This window comes from Paraburkholderia dilworthii, from assembly GCF_000472525.1.
Taxonomy (GTDB): Bacteria; Pseudomonadota; Gammaproteobacteria; order Burkholderiales; family Burkholderiaceae; genus Paraburkholderia; species Paraburkholderia dilworthii.
Map to the genome: position 1 here is coordinate 21,144 of NZ_AWZT01000046.1, position 24,202 is coordinate 45,345.

Below are 24,202 nucleotides of genomic sequence, written 5' to 3' on the forward strand. Positions count from 1 at the left end.
TTGCTGCACGAAAGTATATCGCTAGCTTGCGAGCCGGGTTTGAACCCTGACGGTGAAAACCCCTACTTGTCGATATGGTCAGGCAGCCTTACTATCAATCATGCCAGAAAGGCTTGCGATAAACCAACCCCAATATCAGCTATGAGTACGGAAACGATGGAAGTCGATGTGATGATCTGCGGTGGCGGCCCGTGCGGCCTCATGCTGGCCAATGAACTTGGGCGTCGTGGTGTCTCGGTGTTTCTGGCGGATGAAAAGGAGAGCACGGCGTTCAATCCCCAGGCCAACGCCACCCAGGCTCGCACTATGGAACATTTCCGACGGTTGGGCTTTTCAGAGGAAATCCGGGCTCAGGGATTGCCCTCAGACTTTCCGACCGATATAGCGTACTTCACCCGCTATGCGGAGCGCGAACTTGCACGCTTCAGGCTGCCGTCCGCCCAGGAGGCAAAGCTCAAGGCTAGAGAACTGAGAGGCTCGTGGAGCGCGGCCGAGCTACCGCATCGGGTCTCGCAGAAGTATGTGGAGGCGGTGCTCCGACGCCAGGCCGAACGGCTGCCTGGGGTGACCGTTCAGTACGGACACCAGGTTCTCGACTTCGACGAGAGTGTGGACGGGGTGCGGACCACGGTTCAAACCCGCAACGGCGGAGCTCCTTTCGTTGTCGCGAGCCGATATCTCGTCGGCGCAGACGGGCCTCGCAGTCTCGTCCGGGAGCGGCTGGGTTTCCGCTACACGGGCGAGACTGGCGTTTCCCGTGACTTTATGGGCGGTCGGATGTTTGCGGTTTACCTGCGGTGCCCGGATTTCTATCGGCGCGTTCCGCACGCTCCCGCATGGATGAACGTGACCTTTAACCAGGACCGTCGTGCGTTCATGGCTGCTGTAGACGGAAAGGGCGAGTTCGCGTTTCATACGCAGTTACGGGCGCATGAGAAAGAGCATGCGATCACCGATGCAGATGCGCGGGCAATGTTCACATCAGCTGTTGGCATCGACGATCTCGATGTGGAGGTACTTTCCAAAGGCGGATGGACAGCGGGACACTCGTTGGTCGCGGAGCACTTCCAGCGGGGGCGCATCTTCCTCGGCGGCGATGCGGTACATCTGTTCACGCCGACCGGTGGGCTCGGGTACAACACGGCGGTGGAGGACGCCGTCAATCTAGGCTGGAAGCTCGCCTCGGTGTTAAAGGGGAAGGCGGGCGCCAGTCTGCTCGACACGTATGAGTTCGAGCGTCGGCCTCTTGCCATCAGAAACACTGGTTATGCCCGTGCGTTCGCCGATTCCCTGGGCTTGTTCACTCCCGTAGCGGAAATCGAGGAGCACGGCCCACAGGGCGACGCAGCCCGGGCGGAGGCTGGAAGGTATCTCGGTGAGCATGGCCGCGCCGAGTTCAATATTCCCGGTGTTACGTTTGGCGGCCGCTACGATGGCTCGCCGGCCATCGTAGCGGACGGCTCGTGCGCACCCGTCGACGCTCCGAATGCTTATACCCCAACTGCCTGTCCGGGTGGACGGCCACCTCATGCGTGGCTTGAAGATGGATCGTCGCTTTTTGACGCCTTTGGATTTGATTGGACGCTTCTGGTGTTAGGTCCGGCCGCTGAGGATGCAACGCCGTTCGCGTCGGCGATGAATCGGTTCAATGTCGATCTGCGGGTCGTACGGATATCCGATCCCGAAATATCTGCGCTTTACGAAGCACCGCTAGTTCTTATCCGTCCGGACCAGATCGTTGCATGGCGTGGAAGTACAGCGTCGGAAGCTAACCGTATCGTGAACCGGGTACTGGGTCACCGCGACGAAGCGCGGGAAGGTGAGTTCACGGTTTTACCTAGTGAAATGCGTGATTCGGGAGTTCGTCAATGACTGCGAGCTTTACATACCAGATCAACCCGGGCCGCATCCTGTTTGGCCCGGGGATACTGGAAGCCGTTGGGGACGAGATCGGGCGACTGGGCGCGAAGCGCGCGCTGATCCTGTCCACGCCGTTCCAGCGCGCCGATGCGCAGAAACTGGCTGGGCGAATAGGTTCACTGGCGGCCGGCGTGTTCAGCGAAGCCGCCACGCACACGCCGGTGGCCGTGACACTCAAAGCCATGGAGGCATTCGAGGCTTCGGGCGCGGATTGTCTGGTCGCGCTAGGCGGCGGCTCGACCATCGGCCTGGGCAAGGCCATCGCGTGGCGCAACGACGCACCGCAGATCGTCGTGGCTACAACATACGCGGGTTCCGAGGCGACTCCGATCCTGGGGCAGACCGAGAACGGGGTCAAGACGACCGTCCGCGATCCAAAGATCCTGCCCGAAGTCGTGATCTACGACGCGACGCTGACCATCGACCTACCCGTGGCGATGAGCGTGACCAGCGGTCTGAACGCGATGGCCCACGCGGTGGAGGGCGTATACGCACGCGACCGCAATCCGGTTTCGTCGCTGATGGCGGTGCAGGGCGTGCGCGCATTGCGCGATGCGCTACGCGTCATCGTTGAGCGTGCGGACGATCTGCCAGCCCGGACCGAAGCGCTTTATGGCTCCTGGTTGTGCGGCTCGGTGCTGGGGACCGTCGGCATGTCGTTGCATCACAAGCTTTGCCACACGCTGGGTGGGAGCTTCGATCTGCCGCACGCGGAAACCCACGCGATCGTATTGCCGCATTCGGCAGCGTACAACGCGCAGGCCGCCGCCCGGGAACTGCAACCGCTGGGTGACCTGTTTGGTGGTGAGATCGGCGGCGGGCTCTACGACTTCGCCAGGTCGCTTGGGGCGCCGCTAGCCTTGAAAGACCTCGGCCTGAAGGAGGCGCAGCTGGACGCCGCGGCGGATCTGGCGGTGAAGAACCCGTACTGGAATCCGCGTCCCATCGAGCGGGAGGCGGTGCGTTCGCTGCTGCAGCGCGCCTGGGAAGGCGCACGGCCAGAGTGACGGTTGTCGACATGCAAGATCGTCCATCAAGGGAAATCGACTATGCCCGAGTTTTTTAAAGAAAGTAGTTCTGTTGAAGTCGTCAATTCCCGTATCGCGCCGGATACCCGTCCCCGCTTGAAGGAGGTGATGACTTCACTAGTGGCCCACCTTCATGCCTTCGTGAAAGATGTTCATCTCACGCAACAGGAATGGGAGGTCGCGATCGACTTCCTGACCCGGACCGGGCAGATCTGTAGCGAAGAGCGGCAGGAGTTCATCCTGTTGAGCGACACGCTGGGCGTGTCGATGCTGGTTGACGCGATCAACAACCGCCGCCCGCGTGGCGCGACCGAAAACACGGTGATGGGGCCATTCCATGTGATGGGTGCGCCTGAGCGTGAAATGGGGGCACAGATATCGTTCGACGGAAAGGGCGAGAGTTGTCTTTTCGAGGGGCGTGTAGTTGATCTGCACTGCAATCCTGTCGCCGGCGCCCGCCTCGACGTGTGGTCCGACAACTCAGAAGGATTCTACGACGTGCAGCAGCCGGGCATTCAGCCCAGGTGGAACAACCGCGGCATTTTCACAACCGGCGAGGACGGAAAATACCGCTTCGTCGGCATCAAGCCCGTTTCATACCCGATCCCACATGACGGACCTGTCGGGAAAATGCTGGCTGCGCTCGGCCGTGGCCCGTACCGTCCTGCGCATATGCACTTTATGGTGACGGCAGAGAGCTTCCAGAAGCTTGTCACCCACACGTTCGTCGGCGACGACGCATACATCACTGGTGATGCGGTATTTGGTGTCAAGGAAACGCTGGTAGCACCCTTCGAGCACATTAACGGCGTCGAGACGATCTGGCGTTCATCATTTGATTTCGTGCTGACGCCGATTGATGTCTGCTCGTGACATTTTTTCTTCTTGTCCCCAGGTGACCAAAGGGTGAACCGGGACCTTCTACTGGCAATTACGACGAGATGCAGTTTATGAATACCCAGATATCGACCGCCGAAGACCGGATTACTGTGCGCGATGCCGTCATTGATCTGATGCGTCGCCTTGGCATAAAGAAACTCTTTGGCAATCCCGGATCGACCGAGTTGCCGATGCTCCGGGATTTCCCGTCGGATTTTCAATACGTCCTCGGCCTCCAGGAAGCTGTGGTGGTGGGTATGGCTGACGGATACGCGCAGGCGACCGGTAATGCGTCGCTGGTCAATCTGCACTCTGCCGCGGGCGTCGGAAATGCGATGGGCAATATCTTTACGGCGTACAAGAATCGTACGCCAATGATCATTACTGCGGGACAGCAGGCCCGGTCGATTCTGCCGTTTGATCCGTACCTTGGGTCGATGCAGGCGGCCGAATTGCCCAGACCGTATGTGAAATGGAGCATTGAGCCTGCCCGGGCAGAAGATGTTCCCCTGGCGCTCGCCCGCGCTTACCACATTGCGATGCAGGAACCGCGCGGCCCGGTATTTGTCTCGATTCCGGTGGACGACTGGGACCGGCCGGCCGCGCGAGTTGAGTTAGCCGATGTTAGCAGTCGCGTGCGCCCGGACCCGGACGGCATTGACCGAATCGGCGCCGCACTGGACCGGTGCAGTCGCCCCGCCTTTGTTGTCGGTGCCGCGATCGATCAGGCGGGAGCCTGGGACGAAATTGTATTGCTGGCGGAGAGGCACAATGCGCGGGTGTACGTCGCCCCGATGTCTGCTCGTTGCAGCTTTCCTGAAAATCATCATCTGTTCGGTGGGTTCCTGCCGCCAATGCGAGAGCGGATCGTGCAGGCCCTGTCAGAGCATGATCTGGTCTTCGTGGTGGGGGCCCCCGCATTCACATACCACGTTGAAGGAAACGGCCCTCACATTCCTCCTGGGTCCGCCCTGTGCCAGCTCGTGGATGACGCTTCCGTGGCCGCTTCGTCTCCGTCTGGACTGTCGGTGGTCGGCAATGTCTGCCTTGGTCTTGCGGACCTGCTCTCACGCCCGCAGGTATCGCAGCGTCCCGCCCCCGAGCCTCGTGTCGCCCTCCCGCGCGCCGAGGCGGAAGAGGTGATGTCGGTGGCATTCGCGTTGCAGACGCTGGCTGAGGCGCGGGACCCGTCGCACATTGTGGTGGAGGAAGCGCCCAGTTCGAGGCGGACGATGCAGAATTATCTGCCGTTCACGCAAAGGGGCACTTTCTTTACGATGGCAAGCGGAGGGCTAGGTTACGGGATGCCTGCAGCCGTCGGCGTCGCTCTGGCCAGTCCGGGAAAAAAGGTCATTGGTCTGATCGGTGACGGGTCCAGCATGTACTCGATCCAGGCACTGTGGAGCGCATCGCAGCTCGGCCTTCCAGTGACATTCGTAATCCTTAATAACGGGCGCTATGAAGCGCTTCGGGATTTCGCTCTTCACTTCGGTTTCGACAAACAGGATGTGGTGCAGGGCACGGCCCTCCCGGATATCGACTTTGTGGGCCTGGCAACAGCCATGGGGTGCAGCGGCATTAGAGTGGACCGTGCGGACATGCTTCCGAACGCATTGAAAGAGGCATTCGCTGAAGGCAAGCCGAACCTGGTCGAAATTACGGTCGCCTGAAAGCCGCTTTACGTGAATCATGGACCGAGCTTGATACAACATCACAAAATGGGATCCTAAATGAAAGAGACGTTTCTATTTATAGACGGAAGCCACATTCCAGCCGCTGGGAAAGCAACGTTCGACCGCCGCAATCCTCTCGACGGCGAAGTGGCAACCCGCGCTGCTGCTGCTTCCGTGTCCGATGCACAGGCTGCCGTGCGCAGTGCTGCGCAGGCATTCCCCGCATGGGCTGCCGTGGGGCCTGGAAAGCGGCGTTCGCTTCTGGATGGGGCCGCACGGGTCCTCGCAGCAAAATCCGACGCACTTGTGGCGGCCATGATGGCCGAGACGGGAGCCTCCGAAGTCTGGGCGCGCTTTAACATACATCTAGGTGTCGAGTCATTGCGCGAAGCGGCGGCAATGACAACGCAGATCGCTGGTGAAGTCATTCCCTCGGATATCCCAGGGAGCCTCGCTCTCGGCGTGCGCCAGCCCGCTGGCGTAGTCCTGGGCATCGCCCCGTGGAACGCTCCCATCATTCTCGGGGTCAGGGCGATCGCGACTCCACTCGCATGCGGTAATACGGTCATCTTCAAGGGTTCGGAAGTGTGTCCGGCGACGCACGGTCTGATTGTCGACGCGCTTCACGAGGCTGGCTTGCCCAAAGGCGTGGTGAACTTCGTCACGAACGCGCCAGAGGACGCAGCTTCGATCGTCGAAATCCTGATTACGGCGCCGGCTGTGAGGCGCGTGAACTTTACCGGCTCGACGCGTGTAGGAAAAGTCATCGCCCGACTTTGCGCTGACGCACTGAAGCCTGCGGTGCTCGAGCTCGGGGGAAAGGCCCCGCTGCTTGTCCTCGCGGATGCGGATATCGACGCGGCCGTCGAAGGCGCGGCATTTGGGGCCTTTATCAATTCCGGTCAGGTTTGCATGTCGACGGAGCGGATTATCGTCGACGAGAGCATTGCCGATGCATTCGTGGAACGTCTGCGTCTCAAGGCATCGTCATTGTCTCTGGGCGATCCGCGCAACGGACCGGTCGTGCTGGGCTCGGTCTTCGACATGTCAACCGTACATCGATGCAACGCGCTTATTGACGATGCGCTGGAGAAGGGAGCGACGCTTGTATGTGGCCGCCGTGCTACGGACACGCTGATGCCAGCGACGTTGCTGGACAACGTAACTCCCGCAATGAAGATCTTCAGTGAAGAATCGTTCGGCCCTGTCAAGCCGATCGTGCGGGTGCGCGGCGATGAGGAGGCGATCGCGTGTGCAAACGACAATTCTTATGGTTTGTCTGCCGCGGTCTTCAGCCGCGACGTCGCGCGGGCAATGCAGGTCGCGGGTCGCATCCAGTCAGGCATTTGCCATATCAACGGTCCGACGGTCCACGATGAAGCGCAAATGCCTTTCGGCGGCGTCAAGGAAAGCGGCATCGGCCGTTTTGGTGGACGCGCCGGGATAGCGGAATTCACCGATCTTCGCTGGATTACCGTGCAGACAACGCCTCGTCACTATCCCTTCTGACAGGGATCTGAAATATCGAAGCACCAGCTCGCAGACGCTGTAATCGCCAACGAAAACCAATTGAACGCGCAACGGCGTACTTCTGCATGTGCCTGCGGCTTCCGCCCAAAGGCCATATCGGCGGTCTCGCGGGGCTGGACCGAGCCGCGCTTGGCGTGCCGGACGAGGCCGCGATCGTCGAGCGGTATTGCAGCTTGCGCGGCATTGCATCGATCGAGCACTGGAATTTTTACCTCGCGTTCAGCTTCTTCCGGCTCGCGGCCATCGCGCAGGGCGTGAAAAAGCGTGCGCGTGGCGGCAATGCATCGAATGAAAAAGCGCGCCAGGTAGGCGAAACGGCCGGTGCGCTCGCAAAAATGGGCGTCGACCTCATCTGACGCCTGGCATTTGACGCATACATCCGGATATATGAAGGAGACGGTTTCGACTACTAATTTGTTCGATCTGCGCCGCAAGATTGCCCTGATCCCGGGCGCGAGCCGCGGCATTGGCGAAGAAATCGCGAACCTGCTCGCAGAGCAGGGCGCCCATGTGATCGTGTCGAGCCGCAAGCTCGAGGACTGCGAGAGCGTCGCGCGCGGGATCAGGGAAGCAGGCGGCAGCGCCGAAGCGTATCCGTGCCACGTGGGGCGTCTCGACGACATTAAGGGCGTTTTCCAGCACATCCGCTCGATACATGGCCGGCTGGACATCCTCGTGAGCAACGCAGCGGCGAATCCGTATTTCGGCCACATTCTCGACACCGGTCTTTCGTCCTTCGAAAAGACGGTGGAGGTCAACTTGCGTGGCTACTTTTTCATGTCGGTCGAGGCGGGCAAGCTGATGCGCGAGCACGGCGGCGGCGCGATCGTCAGCACCGCTTCCGTCAACGCGCTGCAGCCCGGCGACAAGCAAGGCATCTATTCGATCACGAAGGCGGCAGTGGTCAATATGACGCGCGCGTTCGCCAAGGAGTGAGGGCCGCTCGGCATTCGCGTGATTGCCTTGCTGCCCGGCCTCACCTAGACCAAATTCGCCGGAGCGCTGTTCGAAGACCAGGCCATGTACGAAAGCTGGATGACGAAGATTCCGCTGCGCCGACACGCGGAGCCGCGTGAGATGGCCGGCACGGTGCTGTATCTCGTCTCCGAAGCGGCGAGCTACACCAACGGCGAGTGCACCGTCGTTGACGGTGGGCTGACGATCTGATCAAGGGAGCGGCGCGCCATCGGCGCTTGCGCCGCGCGACATTCACCAGAATTGAAGGAAGAGCAAAATGGACTTTGCCTATAGCCCGAAAGTCGAAGCGCTGTGCACGCAGGTGCGCGCGTTCATGGACACGCATATCGTGCCGCGCATCCATCAATGGCACGAGAAAGTGAACGCCGGACAGTATCCCGTTTCCTTCATGGAGGATCTGAAGGAGAAGGCGCGCGCGGAAGGCCTCTGGAACCTGTTCCTGCCGCATCTGCGCGACGACGAGCCGGGCACCCGGCTGACCAATCTCCGAGTACGCGCCGCTTGCCGAAATCATGGGACGTGTTTCCTAGGCCACCGAAGTATTCAACTGCAATGCGCCCGACACGGGCAACATGGAGCTGCTTCACATGTTCGCTACGCCCGCGCAACGCAAGAAGTGGCTCGAGCCACTGCTCGACGGCAAGATCCGGTCGGCGTTCGCGATGACGGAACCCGCGGTTGCCTCTTCGGACGCGACCAACATCACCACGTCCATTCGTCTCGATAGCGACGAATATGTGATCGATGGCCGCAAATGGTTCATCCCGAATGCGGCGCACCCGAATTGCCAGCAATTCATCGTCATGGGCAAAACGGACCGGGACGCGCCGGCGCACCGTCAGCAAAGCATGGTTCTCGTGCCGCGCGACACGCCCGGCGTGAAGATCGTCCGCGATATCACGGTGATCGATCACACGGCGCCGGAAGGCCACTGCGAGATCGAATTCAAGGGCGTGCGCGTGCCGCGTTCGAATCTGCTCGGCGAGGAAGGCAGCGGCTTTGCGCTCGCCCAGGCGCGCCTTGGCCCGGGGCGCATTCACCACTGCATGCGCTCGGTCGGCGCCGCCGAACTGGCGCTCGAGCTGATGATCGAACGCGCGCAGGCGCGTACGGCGTTCGGCAAAAAGCTCTACCAGTACGGCTCCGTTGGGGAGTGGATCGCGAAGTCGCGCATCAAAATCGATCAGGCGCGGTTGTTCGTGCTGAAGGCCGCCTGGATGATCGACAACGTGGGCGCGAAGGAAGCGCGCCAGGAAATCGCCATGATCAAGGCGCTCGTGCCGACCGTGCACACCGCCGTATGCGAGCGGGCGATACAGACCTTCGGCGCGATGGGCCTGAGCCCCGACACGCCGCTGGCGGACAGCTGGACGTGGGGGCGTGCGTTGAAGTTCGCCGATGGCCCGGACGAGGTGCATCTCCAGAGCATTGCGCGCAAGGAGATCAAGGCGCGGCCCTACGAACCGGGCCACGAGAGTCCCTATCTGACTCCGGCAGTGTAAGCAACGCCAGCGCGTTAGCGAGACGTCTCGCGACTGCTTTCGGACTCGTCGAGGAGCGATCGCGTTTGTTCCGAACGCTGTGCGACGAGCATGCCTTCAAACGTATCCATCAAGTTCGACACCGCGTAGCCCCGGGGCCCCGAGCCGCGCCGGCTCGCCGCTGTCCCCGCCCGCCTCCCAGGCGGCCAGCGCGGCATTGACATAGATGCCGACGAGCGAAAGCCGGTGATCGACGATCGCCGGGTCGATGTCCGGCAGCAGATCCCGCAGCATCGCTGATAGCTCATGTTCCACTTGTTTTCCAGCGCCTCGCGCGGGAACGCGTGATCGTTCAACTGCAGGTTGGCGATCATGCGGATGTAGGTCGCTGGCCTGTTCGATCGGGCCAGCTCGGGCATCGGAAAGAGCAACGCCCCCAATACCGCGCGCACGCTCAGCACGCTGTCCGCCTCCAGTTTGTCCACCACTGCCTGACGGTCTTCGTCGATGAGGCGCGCACCGTCCGCGACCAGCTCGCGCGTGAGTTCGAGCTTTCGTGAGCTTTGCGCCGCCATCAACACTTGGGCGCGGCCGCACCGACGAACTGAACAAACGCGCGATGCTCCGTCCGTCTCCCAATAATTTGACATAATTAAAGTTGCCACCGGTTTTAAGTAGGACTGCTTGGCATAGATGCGGATGTTTTATAAACCTGCGTCCCATCCGAACCATACGAGTCAGCACGTAGGGAGACGCCGCGGAGTTGCCAGGGGTGTAGCGGGATAACCCGCGCCTTATCACGGCGAAGAGGCGCGACGGGAAAAGCACGAGAGAAGGGGAGGGGATAAGGCGTCTATTCGGCCATTGCAGACGCTCAGCTATCGTCCCTCATCGGGCGGCTGCACGCTGCTAACCGGCCGTTCGCCGGAGCCGAATCCGGAGCTGGCGACTCTCAGATCGGCGAACTCACACTCCCGACCCAACTCGGCCGTTCGGTCCACCTCCAGACGGAGGGCTGCTTTGAAGGTACAACGGCCATTCGTGTTGTCGTGTTAGGCGGCCAGCCCCCGGCCTAAGCTGGTATCGGCGGACGATACGGCGCCGGGTCAAGGCCGGCTTCCAGACGTGAAATGCGGCCGGACTGGTCAGGCGACTTTTGTGCCGCTGATCCACTTCAACAGGATGACAGGATTGAACGTCCCGCCAAACGGGGTTTAGGCCCGCCGACCGGCTAGATCGCCACCTCCGGCGGTGCCTGCTGGAACAGTCGCGTGATCCAGCATAGATACGCGAGCCCCATCACGAACCAGATCGCGCCGAGTACGAGGGCGGTTTTTTCCAGGCTCGCCAGCAGCCAGATATCCGAGACCGCGCCGATCAACGGAAAGATCAATCCGCCGACGAAACCCATCCGTTCCCCTTTTTGCGCATCCTGCCGGCTTGCCATATACAGGCGGATCACGCATAGATTGACTGCGGTGAACGCGAGAAATGCACCGAAATTGATGAACGACGTCGACGTCGCGACATCAAGCTTCAGCGCGACTAGGCCGACGATGCCCGCAATCGCGATGTTGATCGCCGGGGTCTTGAACTTCGGGTGAACGAAGCCGAAGATCCTGCGCGGCAGAATCTGATCGCGGCCCATCGCATAGAGCAGGCGCCCGACGCTCGCCTGCGCCGAGATGCCCGAAGCGAACTGCGCAAGAATCAGCCCGGCAAGAAACACGCTGACGAAAATATCGCCGCCGATCATCTTCGCGACTTCGAACGCAGCCGAATCGGCGTCCTTGAACTCGACGCCCGGATGCGCGAGCTGCATCGTGTACGCGGCCAGCACGAAGATAGCGCCGCCGATCAAGGCGATCCACAGGATCGCGCGCGGCATGTTCTTCTTCGGATCGATAGTTTCTTCAGTGAGCGTCGATACGGCGTCGAACCCGAGGTACGAATACGCGGCGATCGCCGCTCCGGCCATGGTCGCTGCGAACGGCACGTGCGGTTTGAAGAAAGGTTCGGCCATCGCGATGCCGCCTGGACCGGCGGCCGCTGTCGCGTAGTGCCAGCAGAGCGCGACAAACAGCGCGACGATCGCCAGTTGAACGACCATCAGTACGATGTTAAAGCGCGCTGCCAGTTCGATCCCGACGATGTTCAGCGCACTGGTCAGCACGATGAACGCGACGATCCAGATCCACGTCGGCACGTGCGGAAATGCGGAATTAAGATACGCGGCGCCGATTAGCCAGATCACCATCGGCAGGAAGAAGTAGTCGAGCAGCGTCGCCCAGCCGATCATGAAGCCGAGCTGCGCATTGAAGGTCTGCCGCGTGTAGGTATAGGCGGAACCCGCGACCGGATAGCGCCGGGCAAGCTTGCCGTAGCTTAGCGCTGTGAACGCGATCGCGACGAGGGCGAGCAGGTAGGCGAGAGCGGCGGTGTCGTGGCTGGCTTTCGCGAGCACGCCATACGTGCCGTACACGATCAGCGGCGCCATATAGGCGAGGCCGAACAGCAGCACGGACGGCAGGCCGAGTGTGCGTTTCAGGTGAGATTGCTCTTTTGCGTCTTCCATGATGTCTCCAGGCCCTGATACAGGTAGAACGGTCGGATGCGCAGCGGACGCTGCGCATGCGTGTCGTGCTAACGAAGGTCGACGATGTCAATCGATACGGAGGCGCGGCGCTTCGATCTCCAAGGCGCGCGAGCCGTTCGCCATATCGACGCGCGTGAGCCCCAGCGGTACGCGCGCGTCGTGCAGATACCGATAGTGCTCACGGCTCGCTTCGAGCCGCGCCAGGTCGATGCGCGCGCGTACCAGCGCTTCCTGCGCGTCTGCTAACGCCACGACTTCGCCGAACGGATCGATGAGCGTGGATTCGCCTGGGAACGTCAGATTGTCGTCGCCTGAACCGCAGCGGTTCACCATCACCGCGAACAGCTGGTTTTCCATCGCGCGAGCGACGATCGCGCGCCGGTGCACCGGACCGAACGGATCCATGTTGCCGTTGGTGACGATCAGCAGGTCCGCGTCAAGCGCTGCGAGCGCGCGGGCCGTTTCAGGAAACTCGATGTCGTAGCAGATCAGCAGGCCCACCGTAATGCCGTTCCACACGCACGTCTCGAAGCGGTTGCCAGGCGTAAACACGCCGACATCCGACGCCCACAGATGCGTCTTTCGATAGCGCAGTGCGATTTCGCCGTATTCGTCCACCAGTACCGTCGTGTTGTAGAACCTTGCGCCGTCACGTTCAGCCAAGCCCACCGCAACCGAGACGCCAGCGCGGCGTGCGGCGTCGCGCACGGCGGTAAGCATTGGACCGTCGATCGGCTGCGCGACGTCGGTGATATTGTCGCGGGTCGGGAATCCCGACAGCGTGGCCTCCGGGAAGACGACGAGCTTCGTGCCGCCACCAGTATCGGCGCGGCCAATCATCTCGATCACTTTGCGCGCGTTGTGCTCGACGTTGCCGTCCGAGAGCGCGAGCTGCGCGAGTTCTACCTGCATATGAATTGTCTCCTTCTAGATACCGTGCAGTGGCGGGATGCCATGCCGCCGTGTTTTCGTCCGAAGGCATTATCAGGGTATTATTTTTGTCCAGAAATTACCCACAAGGGTTACCCCACCGGAGAATGAGATGGAATTCGAATGGCGCGATCTCGCGTTTCATCGGGAGATCGGCTCGGCCATCGACGCCCTCGATGGCCCGCATTTCTGGGCCCGTCTGACGCGCGTGCTGGAGCGGCATATCGGCTTCGACAGCTGGGTCGCGTTGCGCTTCGCGCGCGACGCGCCACCCCTCGTGTGCGCCGAGCAGGCGATGCCGGACGGTAAGGTCGACCTGATGTTTCAGGACTATCTCGCGGCGCTCTATCAACTCGATCCGTTCTATCTCGCCGCATTCGAACAACGCGCGTCCGGCTTCTACACGCTCGCCGATGTGGCACCCGACAACTTCCGGATGACTGAGTATTATCAGCGCTACTTCAAGAAAAACATCATCGGCGACGAGGTGCATTTCAACGTCGTGATCGACGGCAATCACACGATGGGGTTTTCATTGGGCAACAGGCGCCGCTACGACGAGCGCGAAATCGCGTTGCTCACGCTATTCTCGCCATGGGTCCTCGCGCTGATGCAGCAGCGGCTGCGTTACGAGGATTTTGGTGCAGGCCGCCACGATACACATGCAGCCGGGAGCGCACGGCCCGATTTTCCGGCGCGCTTCGGCGCGCTGACGGAAAAGAGCGGGCGAGCCGAGCTCACTGCCCGCGAGATCGAAGTGGCGATGCTGACGCTAAGCGGATTTTCGTCTCGCGCCATCGCGGAAAAGCTGTCGATTTCGTTCGAGACCGTACGCGCGCATAAAAAGCACATCTACGCAAAGCTCGGCATCGGGTCCCAGTCCGAACTGTTCGCGATGTTCTACGAGCCTGGGCGTACTGAGGTGGATACATCTTCGTGACGGCCATGCATGCGTGAATTCGCGTGAAACGCATGTCCGGCAACGCTTGCATCTGTTCGCCGCACGCCGTGCTCGCCCTTACTTGTCGACCTGGCGCGCCGCCCACAAGCGCCGGACCTCCGATCGAGGAGTTTTCGGCGCGGATGGTGTCGGGACCCTAGTTCCCGTTGGCCTCAGCGTCAGCTCGCCCACCTCGCGGATTAGGGTCGCGCGCGGGCGCCGCAGTTGCTCAACAGGTCGCGGAACTCATTGATGACGGGAAACACCCGTGATTCCTATCCGCGCCTGCTTGTCGTGGGCCTTCTGCTCGGCGTGCTGTGAACCAGACCAGCAGCGGCCATGCCAAGTTCGGCGCAAACGGAATGCCGGGCTTGCGGATGGAAAGCAGGCCACAAGTGCGGTCGGTGCCCAGCGCCGCATCCAGCGGCACATATCGATCCACAGCTCCATCACCAACGTGCCATCGCCCGAGCAGATCTGTAAGGTCTAGCTCGCAGCCCGACATACCCGATGAGGCCACCTACTTCGACAAACAAGCGCTTCGCGCCGCTTCTCTTAGGGCTGCGCTACGAGATGACCTATCGGATCGCGGCGCTGATTGAGCGCGCCGCTTGATTCAGGGCCGCTGCTGTTTCGAGCGGCGCTCGCGGGATCGCCCGGCCCCCTTCGGCACTGGTCGGTCGCGCGGCCTGATCGGGGGATGACGAGAACTTGACGATGGTGAGCTTCGTCTTCGGATCGACCAGGATCGATTGCCCGAACCGGCCGCCGGCCGCGAACGAGCCGTGCCCATCGTTCACCTGATACCAGTAGTCCCGATATGAGTAGCCCGGGCGGCCGGACGCAAGATTGCCCTTCGCGAAGGCGCCGGCGTTATCCGATGGCATCAATGTGATGTGGGCGGTAGAAGCCGGGAGCAAAGTCGTCCGTCCCGCTTCGCCCAACCGCACTAACTCACCGAAACGTGCCGCGTCGCGAAGCGTCGTGTTGAAACCACCGCTTGCCATCTCGGTACCTAAACGATCGACCACAACGTCGCCGTCGTCTTCGGCGATCTTCTGCCACATCGTGCGGGAGACCAGTCCGCTCCACGACAGCCCAGTCACGCGCCGTATCGCCCATGCCACAGCTTCGGGCGAGCCATTCTGATAGAACCACACGTTTCCCGCCGTCGCGCCGGGCGTGGCGCTTACCACTTTCAGGAAGTCGTAGATGCTGTCCGGCGCGCCGCTGCGGCGCGGAATGATGCCCACTGCGCCGAAGAGTCCCAGATCTGGTGGAAGATCGGCCGGGTAGCTGACCGGCACCTCCATATCCAGATTTTGCTGGACCGTCGCGTCGCCGAACGGCGTGCCCGCGAGTTCGGGAACGTACGTCGAGAGTGTCGCTTGTGGGTCCAGTCGGCCTTCGTCGATCAGTTGCGCCGCGACGAGCCCAGTTACGGATTTGGTCATCGATGCCCACGCGTGCGTCTGCCGGGGCGTAAAGGAATTGAAGTAGCGCTCAAGCACCACCCTGCCGTCGTGAACGACGATGAAACCGTCGGTATAAGTGCGTCGCAGATAGTCGGTCAGGGTTAGCGTCGTTCCGTCGACAGTGAACTGCACCTTGTCGGGGTCGAGCGCGGCACCGGCAGGTAGTGGCAACGGCGTGTGCGCGTGCTCGACTTTAGCAGTAGGGGTCATCAGACGGGTATTGCGTAGCGCCCAGGCAAGGTTCGGGTAGCGCAGGGAGTTGGCCTTGGTCACAAGCTTGTCCGCAGGCGGAGGAAAGCCCTGCATGATGCCGATTTCGACGGGGTCGCGAGATACCCCGACCTCCTGAGCATACGTGGCCAGCGGCAGCAGTGCGCCAATGACAAGCGCCACGGCGGTCGCGACAGGGCCAGTGGTGAGGTCACGATTTCGAGTATTTTTCATTTTTTTCCCGGAAAGCAGGCATTACAGAGATGGCCCGGACAGGTGGATAAAATTCTCAACGCTTGAGACGCCGACGACCTGCTTTGCCGCTTCGACGGCCAGTGGAATCTGCTCGTTATCCGACACCGAGCCGGAAAGCGTGACGTGGCCGCTTTGTGCCTTCACGAAGATGCGTGCGGCGTTGAGCCCTCGGGTGCGAGCTAGTGCAGTCGAAACCCGGCGAGCGAGCTTCCTGTCCGCGGCCTTCCTTGCCTTGACGGACGTCGCGTCAGCGGCGGTGGTGGCGCCGCCCGCGGATGCGGCCCCGGACTGGGCAAATGCGCCGGCGGACGCGCCGATAAGCGCACCCATGAGCAGAGCGCGGAGAATTCGAATACGGATCGTCATGCGATTTCTTCAATAGAGTGAACGGGTGGGATTGGCCAGGCGTAGGCTGGCGCCTCCCTTCTAGAAACGTGTCATGAGACCGAGTGACACGCCGGTCATCGTATGGCCACCGGGATTCAGGCCGAGTGCCGTGATGTTGGCGGGATCGTAACGATAGGCGCCCGAAAATCCGTTCCGATCGAACTCCGCGTAGACTTCGGTCTGCTTCGACAGAAAATACTCGGCAATTGCAAACGTTGTGACTTTATGGCCGCTGGCCGACGCGACATTGCCAAGATTACTGGCAATATCATCAATGAAAGCGGCCGTGAGCTGTAACGCTGGCGTGACCGACCAGACGACTCCACCGCCCGGAATTGTGTCGCGACGCCGGGGCGCAGTGGGCTTAGCGCCAGTAACGGTGAGATCGGCATAGTTCAGGTAAAGGCGCGCTGGTCCGATCTGGAGCGTACCGCCAGTCTGGAACGTCTGCGCCCATTGTGTCGCCGTCGCGTTCCACGTCTTTTGATACGACACGCCGCCGAGCGCCGGTCCCCACTGGTACAAGGCCGCGCCCGAGAAATTCGTCGCCGCGCGGGAATTGCCCGCGACGCCGCCGGGAGAATAGCTCGCGGCCATGCGAAAGCCGCCTACCTGTCCGATATATTTGACCGTGTTATTGAAACGCGAGTCCAGTGTGAAATAGTTAGCGCTATATACCACGCCTGGTTCGATTGCAATGGACTGTCCGCGCCCACCCGCCGGATCGATGAGAATGCCGAGATCTTCGTTTGCGTTCAGTTGCCGGCCAAAGGTCAGCCGGCCAAAATTGCCAGTCAAACCGACGAACGCAGCCTGCGAAAACAAGTTGCCCGAGGTCTTCACCGCGCCGGTACCGCTGTTGAACGCGCCCTCCAGCTTAAAGATGGCCTTCAGGCCGCCACCCAGGTCTTCTTTGCCGGTCAAGCCGAACTGGTCGCCAGCAATGATGTTGTTGTTGTAACCGACCGCGCTGCCGGCCCTGGCGCCGTTCGTCCAGCGAAGACCGCCGCCGACATTGCCATACAACGTCACGCTTGACTGCGCACAGGCCACTCCCGAGAGCAGGCTTATCAGCGTCGCACCAAGTACCTTCTTCATACGTCTCCTTTGTTTTCTATTGGTATTATTACGGATAACTAATTGATGGCGTCCGTCCGGACGTGTCGCGGAACGTACTCAAAAACGATGATGCGCAGTGTTTTAGCTGGGATCGGCGACGCTACCCGGCACTGGGGCGCCGGACACTCCACCGGCGAGGCGCCGTTGCGAGCGCTGCGGGTCGAGGCAGAATGCGCAGAGCAGGCCGCATCCCAGCAGCACCACGCCGCAGGCGACGCTCGCCTGTTCGAACCCGCGTGCGGGCGACCGACCGGCGTCGTCGATCAACAGCCCGGTGACGATCGGCGCGGCGAGTCCGGCGAGCGATGAAAATCCGTTGCTCAATGCCAGGACGCCGCCCCGTTGTGAATCGGGGGTGACTTCGCCCAACATGGCAGGTCCGATCGAATACATGGCAAGCGTCATGCCACTGCCCAGCGTGAGCAGGATGAACTTCATCATGGGCGAGACGCCTGGCCACGCAAGCAAGGCAATCAGTGCGCCTGCCACGATCAGTGTGACGGCAAGGAAGCCGCCGCGACCGACTCTCGACGGCACCCCGTTCGCCAACAGGCGCTGCGACAGCCAGGCAAGCCCGAGGCTAAGGGGCGCAGTAATGGCGACGAATAACGCAAACATTCTGCCCGCGACATGCGGTTCATAACCCATTCCCTGTTGCAGCCAGGTTGGCGTCCAGGTGAGCGTCATGGCAAGAATCCAGTTGGCGGCGAAGTGCCCGGCAAAAACGCCCAGTACGGTCCGATCGGTCAGCAGCAGAGCGTACGGGACGCGCGCCGTGCGACCCGTACGCACGGGACTCGACAAACGACCTTCCGCGCCGAACACGAACCACGCGATGCACCAGAGGCAGCCAAGCGCGGACAGCACGAGAAAGTTTGCCCGCCAGCCCCAGTGTGCAGTGATGGCGGGAATACTCAGCCCGGCGACCAGCAGACCGAGCGCGCTCCCCTGATGCAGCACGGCGACGGGCAGGTTGCGCCTGGCGTCCGGAAACCACTTATAGAGCGCATGCACCGCGACCGGTGACGTGGGCCCCTCTCCCGCGCCAAGCAGCACACGGGATGCGATGATGCTCCAGATCGAACTTGCGACCAGCATCGGTAATTGCAGCAGGGTCCATGAGCCAGCCATCAGCAGCAACAGCCATTTTGTCGAAGCGCGATTCGCCGCGAGGCCGCCCAGCACGGCGGAAATCGAAAACAACCAGTTGAGGCTGCCGCCGATCAACCCGAACTGTGTGGGCGACAGGTGAAGCTCACGCATCATCGGGATGGACACGAGGCCGAGCACGACCTTGTCCAGAAAATTCACCAGCATCATCAGCGCGAGCATGATTGCGATAGACCATGCGCGCGCCGGTCGGTACCGGTTGTGTTCGTTTGTCATTCGGGTTGTCTCCGTGATGGTGGGGACGTCTTCCGCGTCCCTGCTATGGCTGTTGCTGTTGGACGGCTTCAGCTGTCGTGCTGACCGAGCAGCGGGACGGTGTCCCCGGCATCGGGCAACCCCGCCGAAAATTTCACGGGAAAGCGCACCGCCATGGTTGCCTCGTTAGCGAGTTCGCGGATCATGCCGCGTTCGCGCACGTGTGGATCGTCGAACAGTTCGTGCGCGTCGAGCAGCGGCGACACCGGTAGATCGAAAGACGTGAGCGTGTCGAGCCATTCCGCAAGCGTGCGCTGCAAGAAGATCCCCGTGAGCAGCGCGTTGACCTCGCGCTTGAACTGCTGCCTGCCAAGGCGTGACGCGAAGCGATCGTCAGTCAACGCGGGATAGTCGGCGCCGAGCGCTTCGCATAGGTTCAACCAGAACTTGTTCTCCATAATCCCCAACGCAAGGTGCCGGCCGTCCCGCGTCGGGAAAATATCGTTCTCGGGCATGACGTTGGGCGATGCCAGCGGGCGGTCCGCATATGCGCGCGAGGTCCACGCGGCCGATGCAGTCCACGCCAACACACAGTCGTGAATCGATACGTCAAGATGCTGGCCACGACCATTCTGGCGCGCACTCATGACTGCCACGGCCAGCGCGAGCGCGGCGTGGCTCGACGCGGCATAGTCCGCCAGCCGAACACGCGGACGCGTGACCCGGTCGTCGACCTGAACCGGAATCGACCAGAAGCCCCCGAGCGCGAGGTAGTTGAGATCGTGGCCAGGCCGGGCCGCGTACGGGCCGGTCTGCCCGAATCCAGAAATCGAACACATGACGATGCGCGGATTCACTTCGGCGAGGGTCGCGTAGTCGAGTCCAAACCGTTTCATGACGCCGGGCCGGAAACCTTCGACCACCGCATCCGCGCCACGCACCAGTTCGAGCATGGCCGCCTTGCCGGCGGGACTCTTCAGGTCGAGCGCGACGGACCGTTTGCCTCGATTGAGTTGGGCGAATATCTCGCGCCCCAGCTGGCGCGCCGGATCGCCGGCGCCCGGCGGCTCGACCTTGACCACGTCCGCCCCCAGATGCATCAACATCGACGTGGCGTGCGGTCCCGGTAGCAGTTGGCTTAAATCGACAACCCTGACGCCGTTCAGACAGGACCATTCTGGTTTGATCGGAGTCGTTTCCTCTTCCAGGCCGCCAGTATTCGTGCGCATGTTGCCTCCCTCTTTCAGGCCGGCGAGCCGGCCGGGTCGAGAATGACGCGGGCGATCGTATTTCGTTGAATCTCGCTCGTGCCCGTGAAAACGCGGAACATGCGCAGTTTCCGGAACGTCTGCTCGATTGGGTGATGGCGCGTGACACCAACGTTGCCGTGAATCTGCACGGCCTTGTCCGCGACTTCGAAGCAGCGTTCCGACACAAACAGCTTGCAGGCCGCGGCCTTCATCCGAAGATCGGCGCCGGCGTCGGCGAGCGCGGCGGTCTGCGCGATCATGCTTTCGCAGGCCCATAGTGCGGCGGCCATGTCGGCGAGCATGTGCTGGATCGCCTGAAAGCGCGCGATCGGGCCGCCGAACTGCCGGCGCGTGCGCGCGTAGTCCAATGACGCCTCGTAGGCGGCTGTGGCGAGACCGAGCATCGTCGGGCAGTGCAGCAGGCGGTTTACGTTGATACGTGACATGCCGAGCTTGAAGCCGTTGCCCTCGCCGCCGAACACGTTTGCACGAGGCACGCGCACGTCGACGAAGCGGATGTCCGCGTCGATGTGCTGTCCCGACATCGGCACGTATTGCTGTTCGACCGTCACGCCAGGCAGGTCGAAGTCAACGAGTACCGCAGTAATGGCAGGTGGCGTCGTGCTGGCATCCGTCACGCACATGACAATCGCGAAATCGGCAAACGGCGCGCCGCTGATGTAGTGTTTGACGCCATTGATCACGAGGTCGTCGCCCTCCACCACGGCCGAGGTGGTGATGCTCTGCGCATCTGAGCCCGAATGGGGTTCGGTCAGCGCGAAGCAGGTCGATTTCTCACCACGGATCACCGGTTCGAAATAGCGCACGAGCTGATCCGGAGTCGCGTACTTGAGCATATTGCCGACGCGCGGCGGACCGCCCAGGTCGCCGAGCACGTGAGGCGCGAGTGCGGAACCTGAGGCGGCCAGATCAGCCTTGAGTGCGCACTGTTCAATGATCGACAGCCCCCGGCCGCCGAGCTTGACCGGCAGGCACGCCGCGTAGAAGCCGAGTTGCGCGGAGCGGCGCCAGACACGGCGCAGCGTGTCGCGCGGCCAGACGTCTTCGCTGCCGATGCCGAGTTCCTGCTCCATTGGCCGCAATTCTTCGGCGATGAAGCGGCGAATGCCTTCGCGCGTTTCGACAAACGCCGGATTGCTCAGGTGATCGAACATGGTTGTCCCCTTCAATTGACGCGACGCGAGATGCCTTGCCAGTACTGCTCGCGAACCAGCTTGCGAGCGACCTTGCCGCTCGCATTCTTGGGCAGATCGGCGACGAAGCTCACCGTGCGCGGGAGCTTGTAGTCGGCCAGCCGGGCGCGGCAATGCGCGATGATTTCTTCGGCAGATGTATTGCGTCCGGACTTCAGCACGACGACCGCCTTGACACTTTCGCCCCACTTCTCGTCGGGCACGCCGACCACGCATACTTCCATCACATCGGAATGCTGATACAGCGAGGCTTCGATTTCGGTGGGATACACATTGAAGCCGCCGGAAATGATCATGTCTTTCTGGCGATCGACGAGGTAGATAAAGCCATCTTCGTCGACACGCGCGAGATCGCCGGTGCGAAGCCAGCCGTCGACGAGCACTTCACGCGTGAGTTCCGGCTCGCCCCAGTAGCCTTGGAACACGTCGGCGCCGCGAATAACGACCTCACCGATCGCATCGCCCATGACCTCGCAGCCGTGCTCGTCAACCACCAGGACTTCGGTCTCGCCGGTCGGCCGGCCGCACGACGCCAGCCGCTCAGGACGGTGTGCGATTGCGTCGGCATGATCGGCGATGCTCAGGCGCGTGACGCCTGAAGTGGATTCGCTCGCGCCGTAACCTTGCGAGAGCACCGGTCCGATCCGCGTCCACGCTTCCTGGATGCGCGCCGGCGCCATCGGCGCGGCGCCGTAGCCGAGCATCTTCAGGCTCTTGAGATCGGCGGTGTCCAGCGTGGGATCGTTTAGCAGCATGTTGATCATCGCGGGCACCATGAACACGTGCGTAATGCGCAATCGCTCGATTTCCCGCAGGAAGTGCGCAGGCTCGAATGTGTCGAACAGCACGAGTGTGGCCCCCGAATAGAGGTACGGCTGCATCAACATGCCCGACGCATGCGTAACCGGTCCGATGAGCGCCAGGCGGTCGCCCGGTTTCGCGGGCGAATCCATGCCCAACAGGATTTTGCGCAGCGACGCGAGGCGATTGCCGTAGGTCTGCATGGCTGCCTTGATCGTGCCGGTCGAACCGGACGAGAAGTGCAGCACGGCGAGGTCGTCGGACGATAGGGTGACATCGGGCAGGTCCGCCGTGGCGCAAGAAATCAGCGTTTCGTAGTCGGCATATCCGTTCGCTGCTTCGCCAAGAGAAATGAATGCTTCGACCGAATTAAAACCCGGCGAGCTGCGATCGTAAGTCGCATATCCTGCTCCCGCGATCATCACGCGCGGCGCGCAATTCTCGACCACGTCGGCGGCCTCATGCACGGTAAAGCGTGGATTCAAAGCTGCCTTGACCAGTCCCGCCTTATAAAGCGCGCATTCGATTTCTACCAGCGCGGCGCAATTGCGAGCCTGAACTGCGACCCGATCGCCTTTAGTCAGTCCGAGGCCTAGTAACGCATTCGCGAGCCGGCTCGAGCGTTCGTCGAGTTGGCAGTACGTCAGCTCGCGCTCGCGATGCATGACCGCCACGGTGTCGCCCCAATAACGCGCGGCGCGGCGAAGAAAATAAGTAAAGCCCAATCGGTGTCTCCCGTTATCGATCTGGCTCTCAGTCTGTAAGATGCGCGGTATCACCACAATGAGGCGTTGGCTATAAAGCCATAGCCAATGGGAATGACATGGAGACGCGGGATCTGGAATATCTGCTTGCCGTCGAGAAGCACGGTGGCATTGGCCGGGCCGCCGAGGCGCTAGGCATGAGTCAGCCCGCTTTGACCAAGGCGATTCAACGCGTGGAGGCGCAGGTTGGGTTGGGACTGTTCGAACGCACGGCCAGCGGCATCGTGCCGACCCAGGCAGGGGCGCTGTTCATCGTACGTGCGCAGCGCATTGCGCTCGAATACGAAGACGCACTGAAGGAAATGCGCGCGATTCGAAGCGGCGAACAGGGTGTGCTTCGCATCGGTTATTCGCCGACTGTGCCGAATGCACTGGTACTGAGCGCTTGCCGGCAGTTGTTGAACGAACGCCCGGCCGCGCGTCTGCGGCTGCGGCGCCGGCTCGCGCGCGATCTTGTCGACCTGCTCATGGCAGGCGAGCTCGATCTGGTCGTGGCGCCCGAGCCGACTCGCAGCATGGGCGACGTGACCTTCGTCGAGCTCTTTCGCGACTCGCTTTCCGTCCTCGCCGACGAAACGCATGCACTGCATCGCAAGCGCAATCTGCGCCTTGCGGATCTGGCGGATCAGGAATGGTTACTGCCTGGACCGAACATTCTGCTGCGGCAGCAAGTCGATGCGGCTTTCGAGCGGCAGTGCCTCGGGCTGCCGAAGCTCCGCGTGGAAACTGATTTCGGCAGTACCTCGCTGCTGCATCTGCTTCGCGGCACGACGATGCTCTGTATAGCAGGCACCGAATCGTTCGAGAGCCTCGAGGGATTGCGTGCGCTCAATCTCGACACGGATGAACTCGACTTGCGCCGACGTGTCGGTGTGACTTTCCGGACTGGCGCTTACCTGTCTCCGCTCGCGCAGCGCGCGGTGTCGCTGCTACAGGAGCGGAGCGGGTGAATCGGGGCGCGGGGGACATCTCACATCAAGCGGACACCGCTACCGGGCAGCTTTCCGCTGCAAACCAGCCATTCGAGCGCCGGCTTCGTGGGTTGGGCGAACGGCAGAAACTGGCCGTGTAGAGGCAATGCCCCCCGCGATCCGCTCGCCGAAGACCGGCCATTGAGGTAGGCGCACGAGACCTTGGATATTCGAATTGGATGGCGTACTGCCGACCGTTGAGGCGCCCGGTCCGACGGTTCGTCGCGGCCGGCTCCGCCGATCACGCGGCCTTATTAGGCAGGGGCGAGGCCGGCTTGCGCCCGACCGAAGGAGCCAGATGAACACCTAACTATCCGGCTATTTCGCGGCCGCGTCGCGGCCATTGGCGTAGAACGAAGGAAAGTTGTCACCGGCCAACGCTCGCCCGGACGAGGTCGAAGCCTCGTAGTTGACGACTTTACTTCGCTTCTGAACG

17 protein-coding genes and 4 pseudogenes are annotated in these 24,202 nt (G+C 61.7%); 10 read left to right on the top strand and 11 right to left on the bottom strand.

The window, feature by feature from the left end:
- The first annotated feature begins 156 nt into the window (after window positions 1–156).
- The 8 genes and pseudogenes from F759_RS38855 to F759_RS38865 all read left to right on the top strand — a co-directional run bounded on the left by F759_RS38855 (window position 157) and on the right by F759_RS38865 (window position 9,510).
- Window positions 157–1,872 (top strand): FAD-dependent oxidoreductase, encoded by a 1,716-nt coding sequence (locus tag F759_RS38855; RefSeq protein ID WP_152530731.1) that lies wholly within the window; start codon window positions 157–159, stop codon window positions 1,870–1,872.
- Window positions 1,869–2,927, top strand: a complete 1,059-nt coding sequence (locus F759_RS0128705; RefSeq protein ID WP_027802891.1) for a maleylacetate reductase — start codon at window positions 1,869–1,871, stop codon at window positions 2,925–2,927. Before F759_RS38855 ends, F759_RS0128705 begins: the two co-directional genes overlap by 4 nt.
- Before the next feature lie 42 nt (window positions 2,928–2,969).
- Window positions 2,970–3,821 (top strand): dioxygenase family protein, encoded by an 852-nt coding sequence (locus F759_RS0128710; RefSeq protein ID WP_027802892.1) that lies wholly within the window; start codon window positions 2,970–2,972, stop codon window positions 3,819–3,821.
- A 77-nt stretch (window positions 3,822–3,898) separates the two neighbouring features.
- The gene (gene mdlC, locus F759_RS0128715; RefSeq protein ID WP_027802893.1) at window positions 3,899–5,497 is read left to right on the top strand and encodes a benzoylformate decarboxylase; all 1,599 of its coding nucleotides are present in this window, start codon (window positions 3,899–3,901) and stop codon (window positions 5,495–5,497) included.
- Window positions 5,498–5,557: 60 nt separating this feature from the next.
- Window positions 5,558–7,009 carry an aldehyde dehydrogenase gene (locus F759_RS0128720; RefSeq protein ID WP_027802894.1) on the top strand — a complete coding sequence of 484 codons (1,452 nt, stop codon included), beginning with the start codon at window positions 5,558–5,560 and terminating at the stop codon, window positions 7,007–7,009.
- Window positions 7,010–7,083: 74 nt separating this feature from the next.
- Window positions 7,084–7,386: pseudogene (locus tag F759_RS0128725) on the top strand (phosphotransferase family protein); the annotation flags it as partial.
- 31 nt (window positions 7,387–7,417) lie between these two features.
- Window positions 7,418–8,197, top strand: a pseudogene (locus F759_RS38860) (SDR family oxidoreductase).
- Window positions 8,198–8,264: 67 nt separating this feature from the next.
- A pseudogene (locus F759_RS38865) lies at window positions 8,265–9,510 on the top strand (acyl-CoA dehydrogenase family protein).
- Between the two features lie 14 nt (window positions 9,511–9,524).
- On the opposite strand, the gene F759_RS0128740 reads toward F759_RS38865, so the two are convergent.
- From F759_RS0128740 to F759_RS0128750, 3 genes are all read right to left on the bottom strand, one after another.
- Window positions 9,525–10,064 (bottom strand): hypothetical protein, encoded by a 540-nt coding sequence (locus tag F759_RS0128740; RefSeq protein WP_027802896.1) that lies wholly within the window; start codon window positions 10,062–10,064, stop codon window positions 9,525–9,527.
- A 656-nt stretch (window positions 10,065–10,720) separates the two neighbouring features.
- Window positions 10,721–12,064: an APC family permease gene (locus F759_RS0128745; protein ID WP_027802897.1), complete on the bottom strand. Its 1,344-nt coding sequence runs from the start codon at window positions 12,062–12,064 to the stop codon at window positions 10,721–10,723.
- Between the two features lie 87 nt (window positions 12,065–12,151).
- Window positions 12,152–12,997: a carbon-nitrogen hydrolase family protein gene (locus tag F759_RS0128750; protein ID WP_027802898.1), complete on the bottom strand. Its 846-nt coding sequence runs from the start codon at window positions 12,995–12,997 to the stop codon at window positions 12,152–12,154.
- A 130-nt stretch (window positions 12,998–13,127) separates the two neighbouring features.
- On the opposite strand from F759_RS0128750, the gene F759_RS0128755 reads away from it, so the two are divergent.
- Window positions 13,128–13,955, top strand: coding sequence for a response regulator transcription factor (locus tag F759_RS0128755; RefSeq protein ID WP_027802899.1), 828 nt, complete (start codon window positions 13,128–13,130; stop codon window positions 13,953–13,955).
- A gap of 200 nt (window positions 13,956–14,155) precedes the next feature.
- Here the strand turns inward: F759_RS0128755 and F759_RS44430 are convergent.
- From F759_RS44430 to F759_RS0128790, 8 genes and pseudogenes are all read right to left on the bottom strand, one after another.
- Window positions 14,156–14,441, bottom strand: a pseudogene (locus tag F759_RS44430) (aromatic ring-hydroxylating dioxygenase subunit alpha); the annotation flags it as partial.
- A gap of 92 nt (window positions 14,442–14,533) precedes the next feature.
- Window positions 14,534–15,874 carry a serine hydrolase domain-containing protein gene (locus F759_RS38870; protein WP_084534372.1) on the bottom strand — a complete coding sequence of 447 codons (1,341 nt, stop codon included), beginning with the start codon at window positions 15,872–15,874 and terminating at the stop codon, window positions 14,534–14,536.
- A 21-nt stretch (window positions 15,875–15,895) separates the two neighbouring features.
- Entirely contained in the window at window positions 15,896–16,261 is a 366-nt protein-coding gene (locus F759_RS0128765) for a BON domain-containing protein (protein WP_036025454.1), read from the bottom strand.
- A gap of 60 nt (window positions 16,262–16,321) precedes the next feature.
- The gene (locus tag F759_RS0128770; RefSeq protein WP_027802901.1) at window positions 16,322–17,380 is read right to left on the bottom strand and encodes a porin; all 1,059 of its coding nucleotides are present in this window, start codon (window positions 17,378–17,380) and stop codon (window positions 16,322–16,324) included.
- A 102-nt stretch (window positions 17,381–17,482) separates the two neighbouring features.
- Window positions 17,483–18,787: an MFS transporter gene (locus F759_RS0128775; protein WP_027802902.1), complete on the bottom strand. Its 1,305-nt coding sequence runs from the start codon at window positions 18,785–18,787 to the stop codon at window positions 17,483–17,485.
- A 68-nt stretch (window positions 18,788–18,855) separates the two neighbouring features.
- A complete protein-coding gene (locus F759_RS0128780) occupies window positions 18,856–19,995 on the bottom strand; it encodes a CaiB/BaiF CoA transferase family protein (protein ID WP_244438939.1) in 1,140 nt (379 codons plus the stop codon).
- Window positions 19,996–20,009: 14 nt separating this feature from the next.
- Window positions 20,010–21,191, bottom strand: a complete 1,182-nt coding sequence (locus F759_RS0128785; RefSeq protein WP_027802904.1) for an acyl-CoA dehydrogenase family protein — start codon at window positions 21,189–21,191, stop codon at window positions 20,010–20,012.
- Window positions 21,192–21,202: 11 nt separating this feature from the next.
- Window positions 21,203–22,756 (bottom strand): AMP-binding protein, encoded by a 1,554-nt coding sequence (locus F759_RS0128790; RefSeq protein ID WP_027802905.1) that lies wholly within the window; start codon window positions 22,754–22,756, stop codon window positions 21,203–21,205.
- A gap of 98 nt (window positions 22,757–22,854) precedes the next feature.
- Here F759_RS0128790 and F759_RS0128795 point away from each other — a divergent pair, with 98 nt between their 5' ends.
- A complete protein-coding gene (locus F759_RS0128795; RefSeq protein ID WP_027802906.1) occupies window positions 22,855–23,745 on the top strand; it encodes a LysR family transcriptional regulator in 891 nt (296 codons plus the stop codon).
- Window positions 23,746–24,202: the final 457 nt, after the last annotated feature.

Coding starts and splice junctions, on each gene's coding strand:
- F759_RS38855 (WP_152530731.1), top strand. CDS start 157: ATGGAAGTCGATGTGATGATCTGCGGTGGCGGCCCGTGCGGCCTCATG.
- F759_RS0128705 (WP_027802891.1), top strand. CDS start 1,869: ATGACTGCGAGCTTTACATACCAGATCAACCCGGGCCGCATCCTGTTT.
- F759_RS0128710 (WP_027802892.1), top strand. CDS start 2,970: ATGCCCGAGTTTTTTAAAGAAAGTAGTTCTGTTGAAGTCGTCAATTCC.
- mdlC (WP_027802893.1), top strand. CDS start 3,899: ATGAATACCCAGATATCGACCGCCGAAGACCGGATTACTGTGCGCGAT.
- F759_RS0128720 (WP_027802894.1), top strand. CDS start 5,558: ATGAAAGAGACGTTTCTATTTATAGACGGAAGCCACATTCCAGCCGCT.
- F759_RS0128740 (WP_027802896.1), bottom strand. CDS start 10,064: ATGGCGGCGCAAAGCTCACGAAAGCTCGAACTCACGCGCGAGCTGGTC.
- F759_RS0128745 (WP_027802897.1), bottom strand. CDS start 12,064: ATGGAAGACGCAAAAGAGCAATCTCACCTGAAACGCACACTCGGCCTG.
- F759_RS0128750 (WP_027802898.1), bottom strand. CDS start 12,997: ATGCAGGTAGAACTCGCGCAGCTCGCGCTCTCGGACGGCAACGTCGAG.
- F759_RS0128755 (WP_027802899.1), top strand. CDS start 13,128: ATGGAATTCGAATGGCGCGATCTCGCGTTTCATCGGGAGATCGGCTCG.
- F759_RS38870 (WP_084534372.1), bottom strand. CDS start 15,874: ATGAAAAATACTCGAAATCGTGACCTCACCACTGGCCCTGTCGCGACC.
- F759_RS0128765 (WP_036025454.1), bottom strand. CDS start 16,261: ATGACGATCCGTATTCGAATTCTCCGCGCTCTGCTCATGGGTGCGCTT.
- F759_RS0128770 (WP_027802901.1), bottom strand. CDS start 17,380: ATGAAGAAGGTACTTGGTGCGACGCTGATAAGCCTGCTCTCGGGAGTG.
- F759_RS0128775 (WP_027802902.1), bottom strand. CDS start 18,787: ATGACAAACGAACACAACCGGTACCGACCGGCGCGCGCATGGTCTATC.
- F759_RS0128780 (WP_244438939.1), bottom strand. CDS start 19,995: ATGCGCACGAATACTGGCGGCCTGGAAGAGGAAACGACTCCGATCAAA.
- F759_RS0128785 (WP_027802904.1), bottom strand. CDS start 21,191: ATGTTCGATCACCTGAGCAATCCGGCGTTTGTCGAAACGCGCGAAGGC.
- F759_RS0128795 (WP_027802906.1), top strand. CDS start 22,855: ATGGAGACGCGGGATCTGGAATATCTGCTTGCCGTCGAGAAGCACGGT.